18 protein-coding genes are annotated in these 17,287 nt (G+C 73.0%); 12 read left to right on the top strand and 6 right to left on the bottom strand.

Annotated features, from left to right (window positions below; translation table 11 throughout):
* Positions 1 to 63: 63 nt before the first annotated feature.
* The gene (locus ACH45N_RS15265) at positions 64 to 1,317 is read right to left on the bottom strand and encodes an MFS transporter (protein WP_397395261.1); all 1,254 of its coding nucleotides are present in this window, start codon (positions 1,315 to 1,317) and stop codon (positions 64 to 66) included.
* A gap of 179 nt (positions 1,318 to 1,496) precedes the next feature.
* Here ACH45N_RS15265 and ACH45N_RS15260 point away from each other — a divergent pair, with 179 nt between their 5' ends.
* Entirely contained in the window at positions 1,497 to 2,375 is an 879-nt protein-coding gene (locus ACH45N_RS15260; RefSeq protein WP_397395259.1) for a redoxin domain-containing protein, read from the top strand.
* 48 nt (positions 2,376 to 2,423) lie between these two features.
* Positions 2,424 to 3,446: a UDP-glucose 4-epimerase GalE gene (gene galE, locus ACH45N_RS15255; protein ID WP_397395257.1), complete on the top strand. Its 1,023-nt coding sequence runs from the start codon at positions 2,424 to 2,426 to the stop codon at positions 3,444 to 3,446.
* Positions 3,447 to 3,506: 60 nt separating this feature from the next.
* Here galE and ACH45N_RS15250 read toward each other — a convergent pair whose 3' ends face one another.
* A complete protein-coding gene (locus ACH45N_RS15250; protein WP_397395255.1) occupies positions 3,507 to 4,925 on the bottom strand; it encodes a hypothetical protein in 1,419 nt (472 codons plus the stop codon).
* Between the two features lie 205 nt (positions 4,926 to 5,130).
* Between ACH45N_RS15250 and ACH45N_RS15245 the strand changes: the two genes are divergently transcribed.
* A complete protein-coding gene (locus ACH45N_RS15245; protein ID WP_397395253.1) occupies positions 5,131 to 5,469 on the top strand; it encodes a hypothetical protein in 339 nt (112 codons plus the stop codon).
* Between the two features lie 79 nt (positions 5,470 to 5,548).
* The gene (locus tag ACH45N_RS15240; protein ID WP_397395251.1) at positions 5,549 to 6,505 is read left to right on the top strand and encodes a ribonuclease Z; all 957 of its coding nucleotides are present in this window, start codon (positions 5,549 to 5,551) and stop codon (positions 6,503 to 6,505) included.
* Positions 6,506 to 6,643: 138 nt separating this feature from the next.
* On the opposite strand, the gene ACH45N_RS15235 is transcribed toward ACH45N_RS15240, so the two are convergent.
* Positions 6,644 to 7,399, bottom strand: a complete 756-nt coding sequence (locus tag ACH45N_RS15235) for a hypothetical protein (protein ID WP_397395249.1) — start codon at positions 7,397 to 7,399, stop codon at positions 6,644 to 6,646.
* A 182-nt stretch (positions 7,400 to 7,581) separates the two neighbouring features.
* On the opposite strand from ACH45N_RS15235, the gene ACH45N_RS15230 reads away from it, so the two are divergent.
* A complete protein-coding gene (locus ACH45N_RS15230) occupies positions 7,582 to 8,730 on the top strand; it encodes a MerR family transcriptional regulator (RefSeq protein WP_397395246.1) in 1,149 nt (382 codons plus the stop codon).
* 96 nt (positions 8,731 to 8,826) lie between these two features.
* Positions 8,827 to 9,579, top strand: coding sequence for a tyrosine-protein phosphatase (locus tag ACH45N_RS15225; RefSeq protein WP_397395244.1), 753 nt, complete (start codon positions 8,827 to 8,829; stop codon positions 9,577 to 9,579).
* Here the strand turns inward: ACH45N_RS15225 and ACH45N_RS15220 are convergent.
* Positions 9,551 to 10,105 (bottom strand): GNAT family N-acetyltransferase, encoded by a 555-nt coding sequence (locus tag ACH45N_RS15220; RefSeq protein WP_397395242.1) that lies wholly within the window; start codon positions 10,103 to 10,105, stop codon positions 9,551 to 9,553. The genes ACH45N_RS15225 and ACH45N_RS15220 overlap by 29 nt on opposite strands.
* Positions 10,106 to 10,256: 151 nt before the next feature.
* Between ACH45N_RS15220 and ACH45N_RS15215 the strand changes: the two genes are divergently transcribed.
* On the top strand, positions 10,257 to 11,633 hold the full coding sequence (locus tag ACH45N_RS15215) for an NAD-dependent malic enzyme (protein ID WP_397395240.1): 1,377 nt from the start codon (positions 10,257 to 10,259) through the stop codon (positions 11,631 to 11,633).
* Positions 11,634 to 11,760: 127 nt separating this feature from the next.
* Here ACH45N_RS15215 and ACH45N_RS15210 read toward each other — a convergent pair whose 3' ends face one another.
* A complete protein-coding gene (locus ACH45N_RS15210; RefSeq protein WP_285104773.1) occupies positions 11,761 to 11,955 on the bottom strand; it encodes a hypothetical protein in 195 nt (64 codons plus the stop codon).
* Between the two features lie 112 nt (positions 11,956 to 12,067).
* Between ACH45N_RS15210 and ACH45N_RS15205 the strand changes: the two genes are divergently transcribed.
* Positions 12,068 to 13,090, top strand: a complete 1,023-nt coding sequence (locus ACH45N_RS15205) for an LLM class flavin-dependent oxidoreductase (protein ID WP_397395238.1) — start codon at positions 12,068 to 12,070, stop codon at positions 13,088 to 13,090.
* 91 nt (positions 13,091 to 13,181) lie between these two features.
* Positions 13,182 to 13,751: a carboxymuconolactone decarboxylase family protein gene (locus ACH45N_RS15200; protein WP_397395236.1), complete on the top strand. Its 570-nt coding sequence runs from the start codon at positions 13,182 to 13,184 to the stop codon at positions 13,749 to 13,751.
* A 34-nt stretch (positions 13,752 to 13,785) separates the two neighbouring features.
* Here the strand turns inward: ACH45N_RS15200 and ACH45N_RS15195 are convergent, their stop codons facing one another.
* A complete protein-coding gene (locus tag ACH45N_RS15195; protein ID WP_397395234.1) occupies positions 13,786 to 14,532 on the bottom strand; it encodes an AAA family ATPase in 747 nt (248 codons plus the stop codon).
* A 435-nt stretch (positions 14,533 to 14,967) separates the two neighbouring features.
* Between ACH45N_RS15195 and ACH45N_RS15190 the strand changes: the two genes are divergently transcribed.
* The 3 genes from ACH45N_RS15190 to ACH45N_RS15180 all read left to right on the top strand — a co-directional run bounded on the left by ACH45N_RS15190 (position 14,968) and on the right by ACH45N_RS15180 (position 17,201).
* A complete protein-coding gene (locus tag ACH45N_RS15190; RefSeq protein ID WP_397395232.1) occupies positions 14,968 to 16,221 on the top strand; it encodes a hypothetical protein in 1,254 nt (417 codons plus the stop codon).
* Positions 16,222 to 16,368: 147 nt separating this feature from the next.
* Positions 16,369 to 16,764 carry a helix-turn-helix transcriptional regulator gene (locus ACH45N_RS15185; protein WP_397397467.1) on the top strand — a complete coding sequence of 132 codons (396 nt, stop codon included), beginning with the start codon at positions 16,369 to 16,371 and terminating at the stop codon, positions 16,762 to 16,764.
* A 5-nt stretch (positions 16,765 to 16,769) separates the two neighbouring features.
* The gene (locus ACH45N_RS15180; RefSeq protein ID WP_377231276.1) at positions 16,770 to 17,201 is read left to right on the top strand and encodes a VOC family protein; all 432 of its coding nucleotides are present in this window, start codon (positions 16,770 to 16,772) and stop codon (positions 17,199 to 17,201) included.
* The last annotated feature ends 86 nt before the right edge of the window (positions 17,202 to 17,287 follow it).

Genomic DNA, 17,287 nt, shown 5'->3' with positions numbered 1-17,287 from the left:
CAGCGGTGTGTCGAGCAGTGTGTCGAGGACCGGCGGGTCGGGACGCGGCGCGTCGTGCCCGGCTCACGCTGCGGCGCGCTGCGGCTCGCGCTCGTAGTCCTCCAGGTTCCGCAGGCGTCGTACCGGGCTCGCCGCGAGGATCGCGGGGCCGGCGAGCAGCACGACGGCGGACCCGAGCAGCACCGCGCGGGTGCCGGCCGTCTCGGCGACCGCCCCGGCGATCAGTCCGCCGAGGGGGATGCAGCCCCAGGACACGAAGCGCACGGTGCCCATGACGCGGGACAGCAGCTCGGGCGGGCTCGCGACCTGCCGGTAGGTGCGGGTGACGACGCTGCCGGGGACCACGCTGGCCGCGAAGGCGAGGTTGCCGAGGGCGAAGCAGAGCCAGCCCCAGTGCCCGGTGCCGGCAGGGATCAGCAGCGCCGCCGCGAACCCGACGAGCCCGTCGAGCAGCACGACGCGCGCCGAGCCGAACCGCCGCACGAGCCAGGGGGTCGCCCAGGCGGCGAGCAGCGCCCCGACGCCCTCCGTCGCCAGCAGCAGCCCGACCACGGCGGCGGGCGCGTGCAGCTCCCGGACGAGGTAGATCGCGAACAGGGCGAGCTGGGCGCCGCAGACCGTGTTGACCACGCACGCCCACCAGGTGCACGGCGCCAGGACGGGGTGGGTGGTGACGAACCGCCAGCCCTCGGCGATCCGGCGGCGCAGCGGGGTCGGGTCGTCGTCGCCCGGCTGGCGGCGTTCGGGCAGGGTGCGCAGCAGCGCGGCGGAGGCGACGTAGGACACGGCGTCGAGCAGCAGCGCGGGTGCGGCGCCGACGAGCTGGACGAGCAGCCCGCCCAGCGAGGGACCGCTGAGCTCGGTCACCGCGTGCGTCCCGGACATGAGCGAGTTGCGGCTGGTGAGCTGGTCGCGGGGCACCACGGAGGTGATGAACGTCGTGCTGGCGCTGAAGAACAGCACCTCGGCGAGGTTGAGCGCGAGCGCCACGGCGAAGAGCTGGGCCAGGGTCAGGTGGTCGGCCCACCAGGCGAGGGGGACCGACGCGATGGCGACGGCCCGGACGAGATCGGTGCCGATCTGCGTGGCGCGCAGCGGCCAGCGCTGCACGATCGCGCCGGCGGGCAGCCCGATGACGATCCAGGCCAGGTAGGACGCCGCGGCGAGCAGCCCGGTCTCGAACGGTCCGGCGTCGAGCACGAGGACGGCGGTCAGGGGCAGGGCGATCTTCGTGACCGCCGAGCCCATGTTGCTGGTCGTCGTGGCCGCCCAGAAGGTCCAGAAGGAGCGTGCGGCGGTCGGGGCCGTCGTCGCCATGGTGTGCCTCCGTCGTGACGGGTCGGGTGGGTGGGCCGGGTGGTGGGTCCACGGCAGTGAGTTCCAATATGGAACGCACCGCGCGTACAGTGACAGAAGGACGGCGGCGGGCGCAACGCGGCCGGGTGGCACAGCCCGGCGACGCGGCCCGGGCGACGACGTGCGAGAGGATGGCGCGCATGCGCAAGGAGGACCTGGCCGACGCCGACTGCGGGATCGCGCAGTCGCTCGGCGTCGTGGGTGACTGGCAGAGCCTGCTGATCGTGCGCGAGGCCGCGGCCGGCGTCTCACGCTTCGACGCCCTCGCCCACGAGCTCGGGTTCAGCCGGCGCGCCCTGACCGAGCGGCTCGGCCGACTCGTGGACGACGGCGTCCTGGAGCGGGTCCCGTACTCGGCGCACCCGCCCCGGTTCGACTACCGGCTCACCCGCCGCGGCGAGGGGCTCGTGCCCGTGCTCGTGGCGCTGCAGGAGTGGGGGACCCGCTACGTGATGGGCGACGGCACCGTCTCGGGCGCCGTCGGCGACGCCGAGGCGCGGCGCGTGCACACGCTCGTGGGGACGCGGGTGCCGGACGTGACACTCACGGCCCACGACGGCGGCGCCATCGCCCTCGCGGACCCCGACCGCTGGACCGTGCTGTTCTTCTTCCCGGGCGCCTACGCCCCCGACACTGACGGGTACCCCGCCGGCTGGGGCGACATCCCCGGCACCCGCGGCTGCACGCTCGAGTGCGTCACGTACGCCGGGCGCACCACCGCGCTGGCCGACGCCGGCGCGCGCGTGCTCGGCGTCTCCACCCAGCGACCCGACCAGCTCGCGGCCTTCGCCGCGCACGCGGGGCTGCCCTACCCGCTGGCCTCGGACCAGGACGGCCTGGCGGCGTCCGCCCTGCGCCTTCCCGTGTTCCGCGCGGCCGGGACGGACCGCCTCAAGCGCACCACGCTCCTGATCGCGCCCGACGGCACCGTGCGCCGGGTCCAGGCGCCGGTGACCGACCCGGCGGGTGCCGTGGACGACATGCTCGACGCGGTGCGCACAGAAGCCGCACGCGCCTAGCCGTCTCACCGCGCCCGGCCCGCGCGAGCGAGCCGGTATTTTGGAGGCATGCGCGTTCTCGTCTCCGGTGGAGCCGGCTACATCGGCTCACACACCGTCCTTGCCCTGGTAGCCGCCGGTCACGACGTCATCGTCGTCGACGACTTCTCGAACTCGAAGCCCTCGGTGCAGGGCCGCCTGGAGGCGCTCGCGGGTCGCGCGATCCCCTTCCACGGCTTCGACCTGACCGACGCCGACAAGACCGAGCGGCTGTTCGCGCACGAGCGGATCGACGCCGTCATCCACTTCGCGGGCTTCAAGGCCGTGGGGGAGTCGGTGACCAAGCCGCTGGAGTACTACCGCAACAACCTCGACTCGACGTTCGCCCTGGCCGCGTCGATGGCGAAGTACGGGGTGACCAAGCTGGTGTTCTCGTCGTCGGCAACGGTGTACGGCGAGAAGGCTCCCGTGCCGTACCGGGAGGACTACGAGCACCTGTCCTCGTCGTCGCCCTACGGGCAGACCAAGGTGATGATCGAGCGCGTCCTGTCGGACATCGCGCAGATCTCCGAGGGCTGGAAGGTCGCGCTGCTGCGCTACTTCAACCCGGTCGGCGCGCACCCGAGCGGCGACATCGGCGAGGACCCGCAGGGCATCCCGAACAACCTGATGCCGTTCATCGCGCAGGTCGCGGTGGGCAGGCGCGAGCGACTGACCGTCTTCGGGGACGACTACCCGACGGCGGACGGCACGGCCGAGCGCGACTACCTGCACGTCACCGACCTCGCCGCCGGGCACGTCGCGGCGCTGGAGCACCTGGACGACATGGCGGAGCCCGCCCGCGCGTTCAACCTCGGGACCGGCACCGGCACCTCGGTGCTGCAGCTGCTCAAGGCCTTCGAGCGCGCGGTCGGCCGCGAGCTGCCGTACGAGATCGGTCCGCGCCGCGCCGGCGACCTGCCCGCCTTCTGGGCCGACCCGACGCGCGCCAACACCGAGCTCGGCTGGCACGCGACCAAGACCATCGACGACATGTGCGCCGACACCTGGCGCTGGCAGTCCCAGAACCCCGAGGGGTTCCCGGGCAGCTGAGCCCGGCCGGCACCGCCAGACACGGGTCCGGCCCCGGCGACGTCGCCAGGGCCGGGCCGGTCAGACCAGCGGGTTGCCGATCGGCGGCGTCTCCAGCCGGTCGAAGTCGAGCTGGGGCACGCCCTCGTCCGGGTCCGGGCCGAGCGGCGACCGGGAGTCGGCGCGGTGACCCGCCCGGGAGTCTGCCCGGGAGTCTGCCCTGGAATCGGCTCTGGAGTCCGCACGGGCATCGGTCCGGGGAGCCGGCATCAGGATCGGCCGCAGCTCCTGGCCGAGCGCGGGCCGCGAGTCGGGGCGGGAGGCGCGCTCGTTCGCCGCCGGCTCCTCGCGCACCGCCTGGCGCATCGTGCGGTCCACCGGCTCGGCGTGCGCCTCCTCGAAGGCCCGCACGATCGACCAGGGCAGGCGGATGTAGCCCTCGACGTCGAACCCGTTGGCGATGGCCCAGGCGCGCATCTGCGCGGGCGTCGCCCGGCCGCGTCCGTCGGTGGGCTTCTTCGACCCCGACTCGTCCACCAGCTTCGGGAAGTCCACGGGCGTCGCCTCGACGATCGGCTCGATCACCGAGTCCCGGGGGCACCCGATCGTGTCGGCGACCCGCCACAGCTCCTGGCGCGCCTCCAGGTGGTAGCGGTCGGCCTCGATCGCCTGGCGCACCAGCGCGTCGAAGAAGGCCTTGCGGGCGGCGGCCGCGGCCTCGGGTGTCAGCCGGTACAGCGCCTCGGCCTCGGCCAGCCCCGGCGCCGTCTCCGGCGTCAGCCGCCCGTCCTGGAGGGCCTCCGCGAGGAGCGAGAGGTAACCGTTGGTCCGCACGTCGGCCACGGCCGCGATCGCGTCGGCCAGCGGCTGGCCGCCGAGCGTCGTCAGGACGCCGGGACCCCGCCGGCCGGGCCACGGTCGCGGGGCGCCGGCCGCCCGGGTCGGCCCCTCCGGCCACGGGTAGACCCAGGCGCGCAGGGTGACCTGCAGCAGCTCGGGCAGGTCCGGCAGCCCGGTCGCGCTCTGCACGAACCGGGCCAGCAGCCCGGCCACGGCCCGCGCCTCGCTGAGCGGGCTGGAGCTCGGCAGACCACCCTCGTACGGGACCCCTGCGGCGGTGCAGCAGTCCGACAGTCGGCGGTGCACGAGGCCGGGCAGGTAGTGGTAGCTGGCGTCGATGATCGTGAGCTGGGCGAGCGTGGGCAGCTCCCAGCCCAGGTGGGACAGCTCGTTGCGCAGCACCTCGACGCCGAGCCGGCCGTTGTGCGTCACGATCGCCATCTGTGACAGGCGTTCGCGCAGGGTGGCGGCGACGTCGGCCAGCGCGATCCACGCGCCGTCGGGGTGCAGCACGGCCGACCACTCGTCGACCACCCCGCCGCGCTCGTCGACGCGCACGACGGCTATCTCTCGCAGGCGTGCCCCAGCAAGCTGGATCCCGGTGATCCGGGTCGACACCGCTGCGTACGCGGGCTTGCCCACGCGTTCGTCCCTCGCCATGCGCGTCCTTTCTCGACAGCCGTGCCGCCGTTGGCGCTACGACGCGCCACAGGGTGCCATCTGCGCGAGAGTCCTGAAAGTGGAGATCGTACGAATATGTCGGATTCTGTGAAAATCACTACCAAAGATAGCGGACCGCCCCCCGATTATTAACACTTACGGTGGGTGTTTGGCCACCGTCCGGGGCAGGGCAAAAGGGGAGGTCATGATGCTGGCGAAGCTTTCGGTCATGGACTGGCGCGCCATCGCGGCGCTCGCGTTCGCTCTTCCGTACGTCGCGCTGACACTGCTGGGTGATCGGTTCGGGTGGCTGCAGCTCTCGGCTTCCGACGCTCTGACCAGCCCCGTCACCATTGTGGCACTGGGCTGCCTGCTTGCTGGAGCGGGCCTCGCGCTGACCCCGGCGATCCAGGGCGGGGCATACCCGGTGCTGAACATCCTGGTGGGCGGAGTCATGCTGGCGGGCTTCTGCTGGGCCGTGCTGGTGCTCGCCCAGGCGCGGTACGGCTGCGACCCGCTGAACGTCTTGCCCGGCTGCGGGTGATCTTTAGAAAGTTAAGGACCTAGTCGTTATCGGGAGTTCTTCCCGTGCTGACGGCGGCCCGCCGGGACACAATGCGAGCGTGTTCCAGCGTCCAGCCCACCACCGCGTCTCCAGCCGCGAGCTCGTCGCGCTCGGCACCGCGAGCCAGGTGCCCACCAGGACCCGCAACCACAACGGCTACGTGCTGTTCTGGGACGACGAGGTGATCCTGTTCGACCCGGGCGAGGGGTCGCAGCGCCAGATGCTGTACGCGGGGATCTCCGCGACGGCGCTGACCCGGATCGCGATCACGCACCTGCACGGCGACCACAGCCTCGGCCTGGCCGGCGTGGTGCAGCGCATCAGCCTGGACGCGGTGCCGCAGACGGTACCGGTGGTGTTCCCGGCGTCGGGCCGCCGCTGGGTCGAGAACCTGTGCGACTCCACCGCCTACTACCACCAGGAGCGCCTCGCGCTGCAGGGACTGAGCCGGGACGGCGTCGTACCCCGTGTGCCGGGGGAGCTGCACGGTCCCGCGGTGCTGCGGGCGGCCCGCCTGGACCACTCGCTGGAGGCCTACGGGTACCGGCTCGACGAGCCCGACGGCCGCCGCATGGTCCCTGAGCGCCTGGCCGCCGCGGGCATCTCGGGGCCCGACGTCGGGCGCCTCGCCCAGGAGGGCACGCTGCGGACCGAGCGGGGCGTGGTCCGGCTGGAGGATGTCAGCGAGCCGCGGCCCGGCCAGTCGTTCGCGTTGGTCATGGACACCCGGATGTGCGACGCCGTCGAAGACCTGGCCGACGGCGTGGACCTGCTCGTCATCGAGTCGACCTACCTGGACCGCGACCGGAACCTCGCACACGACCACGGGCATCTGACGGCGCTGGAGGCGGCGACCGTCGCCGCGCGGTGCGGGGTCCGGAGTCTCGTGCTGACCCACTTCTCGCAGCGGTACACCGACCCGGACGAGTTCGCGAAGGAGGCCCGCACGGTGTTCGACGGCGACCTCACGGTCGCGGCCGACCTGGACCGGGTGCCGGTACCGCGGCGGGTGTGAGGGGCCGCCGCCCTGCCCCGGTCCGAGCCGGGCCGGGCCGGGCCGCGCCGTCAGCGGTGGCGCCGGCCATGTGGGTGATCTAGTCTTGGCTTGCAAGCCAGGGCAGGTCTCCTGGTTAATAGTTCGGCCGCGGCCCTTTCAGTTCTCACTGAGGGGGCCGTCAGGCATTTCTGGGACAAGTGCAGGCCGCTGCGCGGCGACGCTCGAGACGTGCTGATGGGATACCAGCCACATCTCCGCGGACGGCTCGATCTCCCGCAGCACCCGCCGGGCGGCCTTCAGCTGCACGATGACGACGGCGACGACGAGCAGCGGTTCCAGGTGTGCGACGCGGTTGCGGAGGCGGTGCAGACGGTCGATGTCCCGGACAAGGTCCCGCACGGGCCGGCGCAGGCCCGGGAACGCCTCGCGGATCGCCTCCTGCCACAACAGCTGCCGCCCGGGATCGCGGCCGGGGAGCAGAAAGCGCCAGGTACCGAACGTCAGCTGGGCGAGGACATCGTCATGCGTCACCGTGCGTTGGCTCGCGGCCGAGTCGTTGACGGCGAGCCTTGCCCGTCGGGTCGCCTTGTCGATCTCGTCGCGACGTACGATCCGCTCGATCAGGCGGGACGGATCGAGCAACCACTCCTGGCTGTGGGGGCGGCCCGACCTCGGATCGACCTGGGTCGCGTTCCACACGCGCAACCTCGCGTCGATCGCATTGCGCAGGAAAACCTCGACCAGGTGCAACATCTTGTAGACCGCCGAGGACATCTCGACGTTCCACTGGTACAGCGTGAGTGCCGCACGTACGTTGCCGCCGCCCGCACGCAGGTACGGGGCGAGCCGGGGCGCGCTGAGCAGAGTGGCGACCGCGCGATGATGGGTCGCGGTCAGGGTGGGGACGGCCATCGATGACTCCTCGGAGCTGGAACTGAACGCTTCCAAGGCTTGCAGAGTTGAGATCACTTGGCCTCCGTTGGCGCGCCTTGTTGCTTATACGCAACAGCACTTCGACCCGCTTGACCTTCACCCTGGGGCAACCAGCAGTCTCCTGAGCACCGGCGACCCGCGCCGGGGACGAGGATGACGACGTGGGCGGCAATGTGGACGACGACGTGGACGACGACGTGGAGCACCTGAGCATCGGCGAGTTCGCCCGGACGTCCGGCCTGACGCCGAAGGCGTTGCGCCTGTACGACGAGCTCGACCTGCTCCGGCCGGACCGCGTGGACCCGCTGACCGGGTACCGCTGGTACGCGCCCGCCCAGCTCGACCGGGCCCGTCTGGTCGCGCGGTTGCGCCTGATGGGCATGCCCCTGGCCCGCATCCGCGGGGTCGCCTCCGCGCCGGCGGGCGTCGCGGCCGACCAGGTGCGGACGTACTGGCGTCAGGTCGAGGCCGACACGGCCTCCCGCCGCGACATCGTCGCCTCCGTCGTCGAACACCTGCGTACGAAGGAGACCATCATGCAGAATCTAGGCCCCACGCTCACGGCCCGCAGCGCCTGGCGGCTCGGCCAGGGCGCCCGCGCCGCCCAGCAGGACGCGCTCTACGCGGGCGGTTGCCTGTTCGTCGTCGCCGACGGGTTCGGGCCGCACGGCAGCCCCGTGCCCGCCGGTCTGGCCGTCGACGCGTTCGCCCCGCTGGACCACCCGCTGAACACCCCGCTGAACACCCCGACGGACAGCCCCTGGTCAGCGACGGAAGGCGACCCCGCCGCCGCGCTCCTGGCCGCGACCGGCGAGGCCGGCCGCGCGATCACGGCCGAGGCCGCCGGCCTGGCCGACCCGCACCACTTCGGCTCCACGGTGACCGCGGCGCTCCTGGTCGGCTCGACGCTGTTCAGCGCCCACGTCGGCGACTCGCGGCTGTGGCTCGTGCGGGACGGCCGGGCCGAGCAGCTCACCCGGGACCACACCGTGGTCGCGGCGCTGATCGAGGAGGGCCGGCTCACCGAGGACGAGGCGCGCTCCCACGAGGACCGCAGCCTCCTGAACCGGGCCCTCGTCCCGGCCGGGACGGGCGGGCACTCCGACGCCGGGCCCGACCTGGCCACGACCGAGGTCCGGCCCGCGGACCGGCTCGTCCTGACCGGCGACGGCGTCCACGCGGTCCTGGCGACCGACCACCTCGCGGCCCTCCTGACGCGCGAGGGCGACCCCGACGCCGTGGAGGCGGCGGGCGCGCCCGACAACTACGCGCTCGTGGTCGTCGACCTCGCCGACCCGGCGGACGCCTGAGTCGGACGCTCGACCTGGACGCCTGACCAGGTCCCGCTGTCCACGGGCAGTTCTACCCGTTGACCTGCCCGCGGACCCCCAACCACGATGCCGCTCATGAGCAACCCGGTGAACCTCCAGGTCTGGGACGGCGCCGTCAACCTCCGCGATCTCGGCGGCCTGCCGCTGGAGGACGGCGGGACCACCGCGGCGGGCCGTGTCTGGCGCTCGGGCACTCCCGAACCCATGACGCCGACCGGGTGGGCGGAGGCCGTCGACGCCGGGCTCACGACCGTCGTCGACCTGCGCAACCCCGCCGAGGTCAAGCAGGCGCACGACCTCATGCCGGACGCCACGCGGCCGTGGGAAGTCGTCACGCACCACACCCCCACGGAGGACCCGGGCGACCCGCACTTCCTGGAGACCTGCGGGCCCTGGCTGGACCACCCGCGCTCCTACGCGCCGAACATCGCGATGTACCCGCACCTGTTCGCCGGGGTGTTCCGGGCGGTCGCCGACGCCCCCGGGCCGGTGCTGGTGCACTGTGCGGCCGGCCGCGACCGCACCGGGATGATCACCGCCCTGCTGCTGTCGCTGACCGGTGTGGAGCACGAGGCGATCGCGCAGGACTACGAGCGCGCCTTCCGCGGCACGACGCACCGCGGCGGCGGCGTGGCCTACGACGTCGAACGCGGCGCCTGGGTACAGCACCGCGGCGAGACCTGGACGGCCCGCCAGCTCGACGAGCGGGTCGGCGAGCGCCGCGCGGCCCTGCTGGAGTGGCTGGCGGACCTGGACCCGGTCGCCTACCTGCGGTACGCCGGGCTGGACGAGGCCCGCATCACGAACCTGCGGGAGCGCCTGCGCTAGCCGAGCCGGCAGCCGGCTGCCCGGAGGACGAGGCAACGGGCAGCTCCAGCGTCATGAACACGCTGTGCGGGTCCAGGGTGTAGTTCCCGAACGGCCCGCACTCGACGAACCCGTGCCGGGCGTAGAGCCGGCGGGCGGCGGCGAAGTAGTCCTCCGTCCCGGTCTCCAGACTCACGCGCGCGTACCCGCGCCGCGCGGCCTCGGCCAGGACGACGTCGAGCAGTGCCGACGCCACGCCGCGGCCGCGGGCGTGGCCGGCGGTCCGCATGGACTTGATCTCGCCCGCGGGCCGCACGCCGACCTCGTCGAGCTCGCTGGTCCCGGCGAGCTCGCTGAGCGCGCAGCACCCCAGCAGGGTGCCGTCGTCGTCCCGGGCGGTCCAGAAGGTGATCGTCGGGGCGAGCAGCGCCGCATGGTCCAGGGCGTGCACGCTCTCGGCCGGGGAGGTGGCGAACATGTCGGTGAGGTGCTCGTCGAGCAGGCGGCGGACGTCGTCGCCGGCGGGGGAGTCGGGGCAGATGCGCACGGCACCATCCTGCGGGGCGCTCGCGGGTGCGCCGTCCGTATGCCGGGCTCGTGTGGCGCACGTCACGTCGCGGGGGTAGGAATCTCCAGGTGCGCGCACGCCCGTGCGCCTGTGCCGGCCGACGAGGGCCGGAGGACCGAGGAGAACAACGATGTCGCTGCCCAGCCCGAGCTACACGATCACCCTGCGCGTGGAGGTGGCCGCGTCGCAGCGCGCCACGAGCACGGTGGTAGCGGCGGTAGCCGACGCCGGGGCGGCGGTCATGGGCGTGGACATCGCGCACTCGACGTCGCACGGCCCGGTCGTGGACGTCACGTGCGACACGATCGACGCCGAGCACGGTGAGCGGGTGGTGGCGGCCGTCAACGCCGTCGAGGGCGCGGAGGTGCTCAAGTCCAGCGATTCGACGTTCCTGATGCACCTGGGCGGCAAGATCGAGGTCACCAACAAGGTGCCGCTCAAGACGCGCCGCGACCTGTCACGCGCGTACACGCCGGGGGTGGCGCGGGTGTGCCTGGCGATCGCGGACAAGCCGGAGGACGCCCGGCGGCTGACGATCAAGCGCAACACCGTCGCCGTGGTCACGGACGGCACGGCGGTGCTGGGCCTGGGCGACATCGGCCCGGCCGCGGCGCTGCCGGTCATGGAGGGCAAGGCGGCGCTGTTCAAGGAGTTCGGCGGGGTGGACGCCTGGCCGGTGTGCCTGGACACGACCGACACGGACGAGATCGTGCGGATCGTCAAGGCGATCGCGCCCGTGTACGGGGGCGTGAACCTGGAGGACATCGCCGCGCCGCGCTGCTTCGAGATCGAGGCGCGGCTGCGCGAGGAGCTGGACATCCCGGTGTTCCACGACGACCAGCACGGCACGGCGATCGTGGTGCTGGCCGCGCTGGTCAACGCGCTGAAGGTGGTGGGCAAGGACCTGGCGGACGTGCGGATCGTGGTCTCGGGCGTCGGCGCGGCGGGCAACGCGATCATCCGGCTGCTCAAGGCGCAGGGCGCGCGGCACATCGTGGCGTTCGGCCGGGACGGTGCGCTGCACCCGGGCGTGGTCACCGACGACCCGCACCGGCGCTGGCTGGTGGACAACACCAACGTCGACGGCTTCTCGGGCACGCTGCAGGAGGGCCTCAAGGGCGCCGACGTGTTCGTCGGGGTCTCGGCGGGCGGCATCCTCTCGGGTGCGGACGTCGCGCAGATGGCCGAGGACGCGATCGTGTTCGCGCTGGCCAACCCCACGCCGGAGGTGGACCCGCTGGAGGCGGCCGAGTCCGCGGCCGTGGTCGCGACCGGGCGCAGCGACTACCCGAACCAGATCAACAACGTGCTGGCCTTCCCGGGCCTGTTCCGGGGGCTGCTCGACACCGGCGCCACGGACATCACCACGGAGCTGCTGCGCGTGGCCGCCGTGGCGATCGCCGAGGTGGTCGCTCCCGACGAGCTGAACAGCGCGTACATCATCCCGGGCGTGTTCGACCACCGGGTCGCGGAGGCCGTGGCGGACGCCGTGCGCAAGCAGGCCTGAGCCCGCACCTCCGCGAAACGAGAGGGCTCCGGACACGAAAGGACCCTGTCGGACGGCGGCTACCGCCGTCCGACAGGGTCCTTCGTCTCTGCCGGGCCACGCCCTCAGGGGTGGCCGGTCAGGAGTGTCAGCCGATGCTGCCGATCGTCGAGTTCACGATGCCGCTGACGACGGCAGCGGTGCCCAGGACGAGAACGAGCAGCGCGCCGGTGGAGGCCACCAGGGGGATCCACCAGCGCACGGTCTCCGGCTGGGTGCGACCGTAGAAGTGGTCGGGCTGCGCGGAGGTGGTGCGGTCGAGGAAGGCGTCGTTGTTGCTCACACTGGTAAAGACGTTCGACGGGCACGAAACGATGCCCGCGTGCCGATAACGGTTCGGGAACGGTCGTACCGTCCCGGGACGGGACGAGCACCCCGGGGGAGTTGAGGTCAGCGTGAAGAACATCGGGTTCCTGTCCTTCGGTCACTGGACACCGCATCCGCAGTCGGGCACCCGCTCGGCGTCGGACGCGCTCCTGCAGTCGATCGACCTGGCCGTGGCCGCCGAGGAGCTGGGTGCCGACGGCGCCTACTTCCGGGTGCACCACTTCGCGCGGCAGCTCGCCTCGCCGTTCCCGCTGCTGGCGGCGATCGGGGCGCGCACCAGCCGCATCGAGATCGGCACGGGCGTGATCGACATGCGCTACGAGAACCCGCTGTACATGGCGGAGGACGCCGGTGCGGCGGACCTGATCTCCGGCGGCCGGCTCCAGCTCGGCATCAGCCGCGGGTCACCCGAGCAGGTGATCGAGGGCTACCGGCACTTCGGGTACGAGCCCGCGGCGAAGGACGCCGGCGGCGCGGACCTGGCCCGCGAGCACACCGCCCGGTTCCTGGAGCTGCTCGACGGCGAGGGCTTCGCCGAGCCGAACCCGCGCCCCATGTTCCCCAACCCGCCGGGCCTGCTGCGGGTCGAGCCGCACTCCGAGGGGCTGCGGCGGCGCATCTGGTGGGGGGCGGGCTCCCGCGCGACCGCCGAGTGGACGGCGGCCCAGGGCATGAACCTCATGTCGTCCACGCTGCTGACCGAGGACACCGGCGTGCCGTTCCACCGGCTGCAGGCCGAGCAGATCCAGCGGTTCCGCGACGCCTGGGCCGAGGCGGGCCACGAGCACGAGCCGCGGGTGTCCGTCAGCCGCAGCATCTTCCCGATCACCGACGAGCGCGACCGCCAGTACTTCGGCATGGAGGTCTACAGCGAGGACCAGGTGGGCCACCTCGACACCGGCCCCGCCCGGTTCGGCAAGACGTACGCGGGCGAGCCCGACGCGCTGGTCGAGGACCTGCGCGAGGACGAGGCGGTCGCGGCCGCCGACACGCTGCTGCTGACCGTGCCCAACCAGCTCGGCGTCGACTACAACGCGCACGTCATCGAGAACATCGTCAAGCACGTCGCGCCGGCACTCGGCTGGCGGTGACCCCGGCGCGGAGAGCGGGTCCGGTGGGCGGGTGGCGATCTCACCCGCCCACCGGCTGTCGGGCGGACGACGGCGGTGGGACGCTGCGAACATGACCATCATCAGGACGCCCGAGCCCGCCGAGGCCACCGGCGCCTGGGCCGAGGGGTACGCCGGAGACCTCCGCGAGCTCGGCTACGTGCCCAGCCACACCCGTGTCATGGCCGTCAACCCCGAGGCGCAGCGCGCGTTCGAGGACCTGACCCGCGCGATCGCGCCCAGCATCGGCCTGCGCCTGTACGAGCTGGTGACCCTCGCCGCCGCGGGCGCCCTGCGGTCGCAGGCCTGCCGCCTGGCCCACGGGCGCAAGTCCCGCACCGTGTTCGACGACGCCCAGCTCGAACGCATCGCCCTCGACTACCACGCCGCCGGGCTCAGCGAGCTCGAGGTCACCGCCATGGAGCTCGCCGAGCGCATCAGCCGCGACTCGACCGCGCTGACCGAGCAGGACACCCGACGGCTGCGCGACCTCGGGCTCACCGACCGGCAGATCGTCGACGTCGTGCTGGCCGCGGCCGCCCGGAACTACTTCAGCCGTGCGCTGCACGCCCTCGCCGTGCCGCCCGACGTCCCGCCCGACCTGCCGGACAGCCTCCGAGAGGCGCTGCTGACCGGCATGTGAGCACCGGACCGGCACGCCCGGGTCGGCCCGTCGGCTACGCCGCGCAGGGGTTGGCGACAGCCCGGGTACCGGCCGACGCCGCCTCCGGGCGGCTCGTCGCCACCACCACCGAACGGCGCCGCACCAGATCACGCACCTGCCCGAACGCATCGCACCGCTCCATCAGGTGCACCGCCGACCACGGACCCCGCGGCCCGCCGGCCGCCGCCGCGAGCAGCGAACGCTGCGCCGTCCACCGCTCCCAGTGCCGCACGAACTCGTCCGGCTGCACCACGCGGCCCCGGTCCAGCTGCCCGTCCAGCGCCTCCGCCAGCGACACGTCCACCGCCACCAGCACCGGGTCCCACCCGCACAGCCGCGCCACCAGGCCCAGGAGCTCCCGACGGCGCTCGCGGGTGGCGGTGTCGTGCACCAGCAGGGGCCGGCCGGAACGCGGCCCGGCCAACAGGTTCAGCACGGTCGCGACCGCGTGCAGGGTGTGCGCCACCCACCGGTAGGCGCCGTACGGCACCCAGGACGGCAGCCGGTCGGCGATCCGGCGCCGGTAACGGTCGGGGTCGAGCACCACCGCGCGCGGCATGTCCGCGGCGACGTTGGCCAGCAGGGTGCTCTTGCCGGCGCCCGGGACCCCGCCCACGACGATCAGCAGCGGGCCGACCGCGCTCCCTGCGGAGCGGCCGACGGTGCGGTCAGGAAGGGGCTCCCGGGCACGGCCGCGAGCGCCGTCCGCGGGGTCGGGGGAGTCGGGGACAGGACGCAGGAGTGGGGCGGGTGTTGTCACGTGGTCCTCCATACGTAGGGGGCCGGGTGAGCAGCATCGCGCGAGCCGATCCAGGATCACCGGGAGCGCCCTGAGAGGGTGCTGGACCGGGTTCGCGGACCGGGATGTCGAGCCAGGGAGTTTCGGGTGGGCCGACGCACGTCAAGGGTTGGGGAGAGCCCTGGGCCACAGACATCGGACAGTTGCTCATTGCTGCTTCCACAACGCGCGACGAGGCCCGATTTGTTCCCGATCGGGCCCTCCGACCTGCGGCGTTCCCACGGAGCTGGTGTGGTGTTCCTGCGGTGGACCCGCCGGGTTCACGTCGCCGAGTTCATGTCACCGAGTTCACCCGGTCGCTTTCGTCCGTACGCGTGCCCGGCGGGCTAACCTCGGCTGGGAAGCCGCAGAGCAGACCGCCACAGGACGACGAGGCCCCGAGGAGGGCGAGCCCGGATGCGACGACGAATCGTGGGCGCCCTGGCAGCAGCGCTGGCGCTGGCGGCGACACCCCTGCCGGCGTATGCCGCGCCCGGCGACCCCGCCCCGGGCTGGCCCACGCAGCACAGCGGTGGCTCCTGGTCGACGGCTGTCTCCACGTCCGGGCGGGTGCACACGGTCGCGCACCCCGTGCCGGGCGAGGGTCTCGAGGTCCTCAGCCTGGGCTCGACGTACAACGGGACCTGGCCCGCCCCGACCGAGATCCCCGGGTACGGCGGCAGCGTCCGTGCCGGGTCCGGCGCGTACGGGATCGCCGTCTCCCACGGGCCCGACTCGTTCCTGGTGTCCCGGGAGTTCGTCGGCGGCCGGTGGACCGCGCCGGAGACGATCGGCGAGCTCGACCAGGCCACCAGCTTCGTCACCAACACCGACGGGGACGCCGTCGTCGTCTGGCGTGCTCCCGACGGCCTCATGGCGGGCCTCCACCCGCGGGGCGCGACCTGGACGACCCTCCCGGTCACCGGTGTGCCCGATGGCGGGTACTTCGCCGCGACCATCAACGACGCCGGCAAGGTGACGGTCGTCTGGGCCGAGGCCACCGGCACCACCACCCAGGCAGTCCGGCGCACCGTGCTCCGCCCCGGCGCCACCACCTGGACCGCACCACAGACCCTCGGTACCGTCTCGCCGGCCGGCGGGGCGCCCCGCATCGTGACCGACGGCCAGGGCCGCGAGACGATCACCGCGGGCGACAAGCTCTGGCGCCAGCAGACCACCACGTCCACCCCCGCCTACGCGTTCGCGGTGGGGCAGGACGCCCAGCTCGCCGCGGGCACCACCGACACCCGCGTGGTGTGGCCCTACCGGAACGGGCGCTACCTCTCGGTCCGCACCCGCCACTTCGCACAGACCTCCGCCGGCGAGGGCTGGGGGTCCACCACCACCGTGTGGGCCAAGACCTACGCGGCCGGCGTGCCCCTCCTGTGCCGGGAGCTCGTCAACACCGGCGTCGGTATCGCACCCGCTGGACGCTCCTACGTCGCGTTCGGCGTCGTCGCGCGCGGCGGCTGCCCCCGGAGCACGCTGCGGCTGGTCACCCTGGACCGCACCAGTACCCCGCTCAACGACGTCGTCGTCAGCTCCTACGGCTACGGCACGACACCCGAGGTCGCCGTCAACGCCCGCGGCCCCGTCGCCGTCAGCTTCCAGGCCGACGGCGCCGACAACGGCTGGGGCGACACGAACTACCTCCGGTTCTTCAGCCGCTGACACCTGCCTCAACACCTGCCCCGGCCTCCTCGACGTGGCACCATCACGAACGTGACCAGCAACCCCGCGACCGGCACAGCAGCCGGCACGACGGCCGACGCCGAGCACCTGCGCACCCTCGCGCTCCTGCGCCGCGTCCGCGACCGCATGGACCGCGAGTACACCCAGCCCCTGGACGTCGCGGCGCTCGCGGCCGGGGTGCACATGTCGGCCGGGCACCTGTCGCGCCAGTTCAAGGCCGCCTACGGGGAGTCCCCGTACAGCTACCTGATGACCCGGCGGATCGAGCGCGCCATGATGCTCCTGCGCCGGGGCGACCTGAGCGTGACCGAGGTCTGCTTCGCGGTGGGCTGCTCGTCGCTGGGCACGTTCAGCACGCGCTTCACGGAACTGGTCGGGGTGCCGCCGAGCGTGTACCGCGCCGACCCGGTGCTCGCGGGCGCGCAGGTCGACACCGCGGGTCTGCCGGCGTGCATCGCCAAGCAGGTGACCAGGCCCGTCAGGAATCGAGAAGCGCGACCCCCGGGTCCGGACCTAGCGTGACCGTCATGAGCACACAGACGAGCAAGAGCACGGGCCTGACGATCCACCAGACGTTCCTGCCGCACACCGACCCGGAGGCGTCCCTGGCGTTCTACCGGGACGCGCTGGGCTTCGAGGTCTTCCTCGACGTCGGGCAGGGCGCGATGCGCTGGATCACGGTCGGCCCGGCGGACCAGCCGGACACCTCGATCGTGCTGACCCCGCCCGGGGCCGACCCGGGCGTCACCGAGGACGAGCGCCGCACGGTCGCCGAGATGATGGCCAAGGGCACGTACGCCGCCGTCATCCTGGGCGCCACGGACCTCGACGCGGCGTTCGAGCGGGTGCAGGCCAGCGGCGCCGAGGTCATGCAGGAGCCGGTCGACCAGCCCTACGGGTTCCGCGACTGCGCGTTCCGCGACCCGGCGGGCAACACCGTCCGCATCAAGCAGCTCTGAGCGACGCACCATGTGCGTCCCCGGACTGGCGGCCTACCTCCGGGCGGCCGAGGCCCACCTGTCCGACACCGAGCCGCATCCCATCA

This window comes from Promicromonospora sp. NPDC019610, from assembly GCF_044389365.1.
Taxonomy (GTDB): domain Bacteria; phylum Actinomycetota; class Actinomycetes; order Actinomycetales; family Cellulomonadaceae; genus Promicromonospora.
The sequence above is the reverse complement of the archived record's forward strand: the minus strand, read 5'-3'. Positions and strand labels throughout refer to the sequence as shown.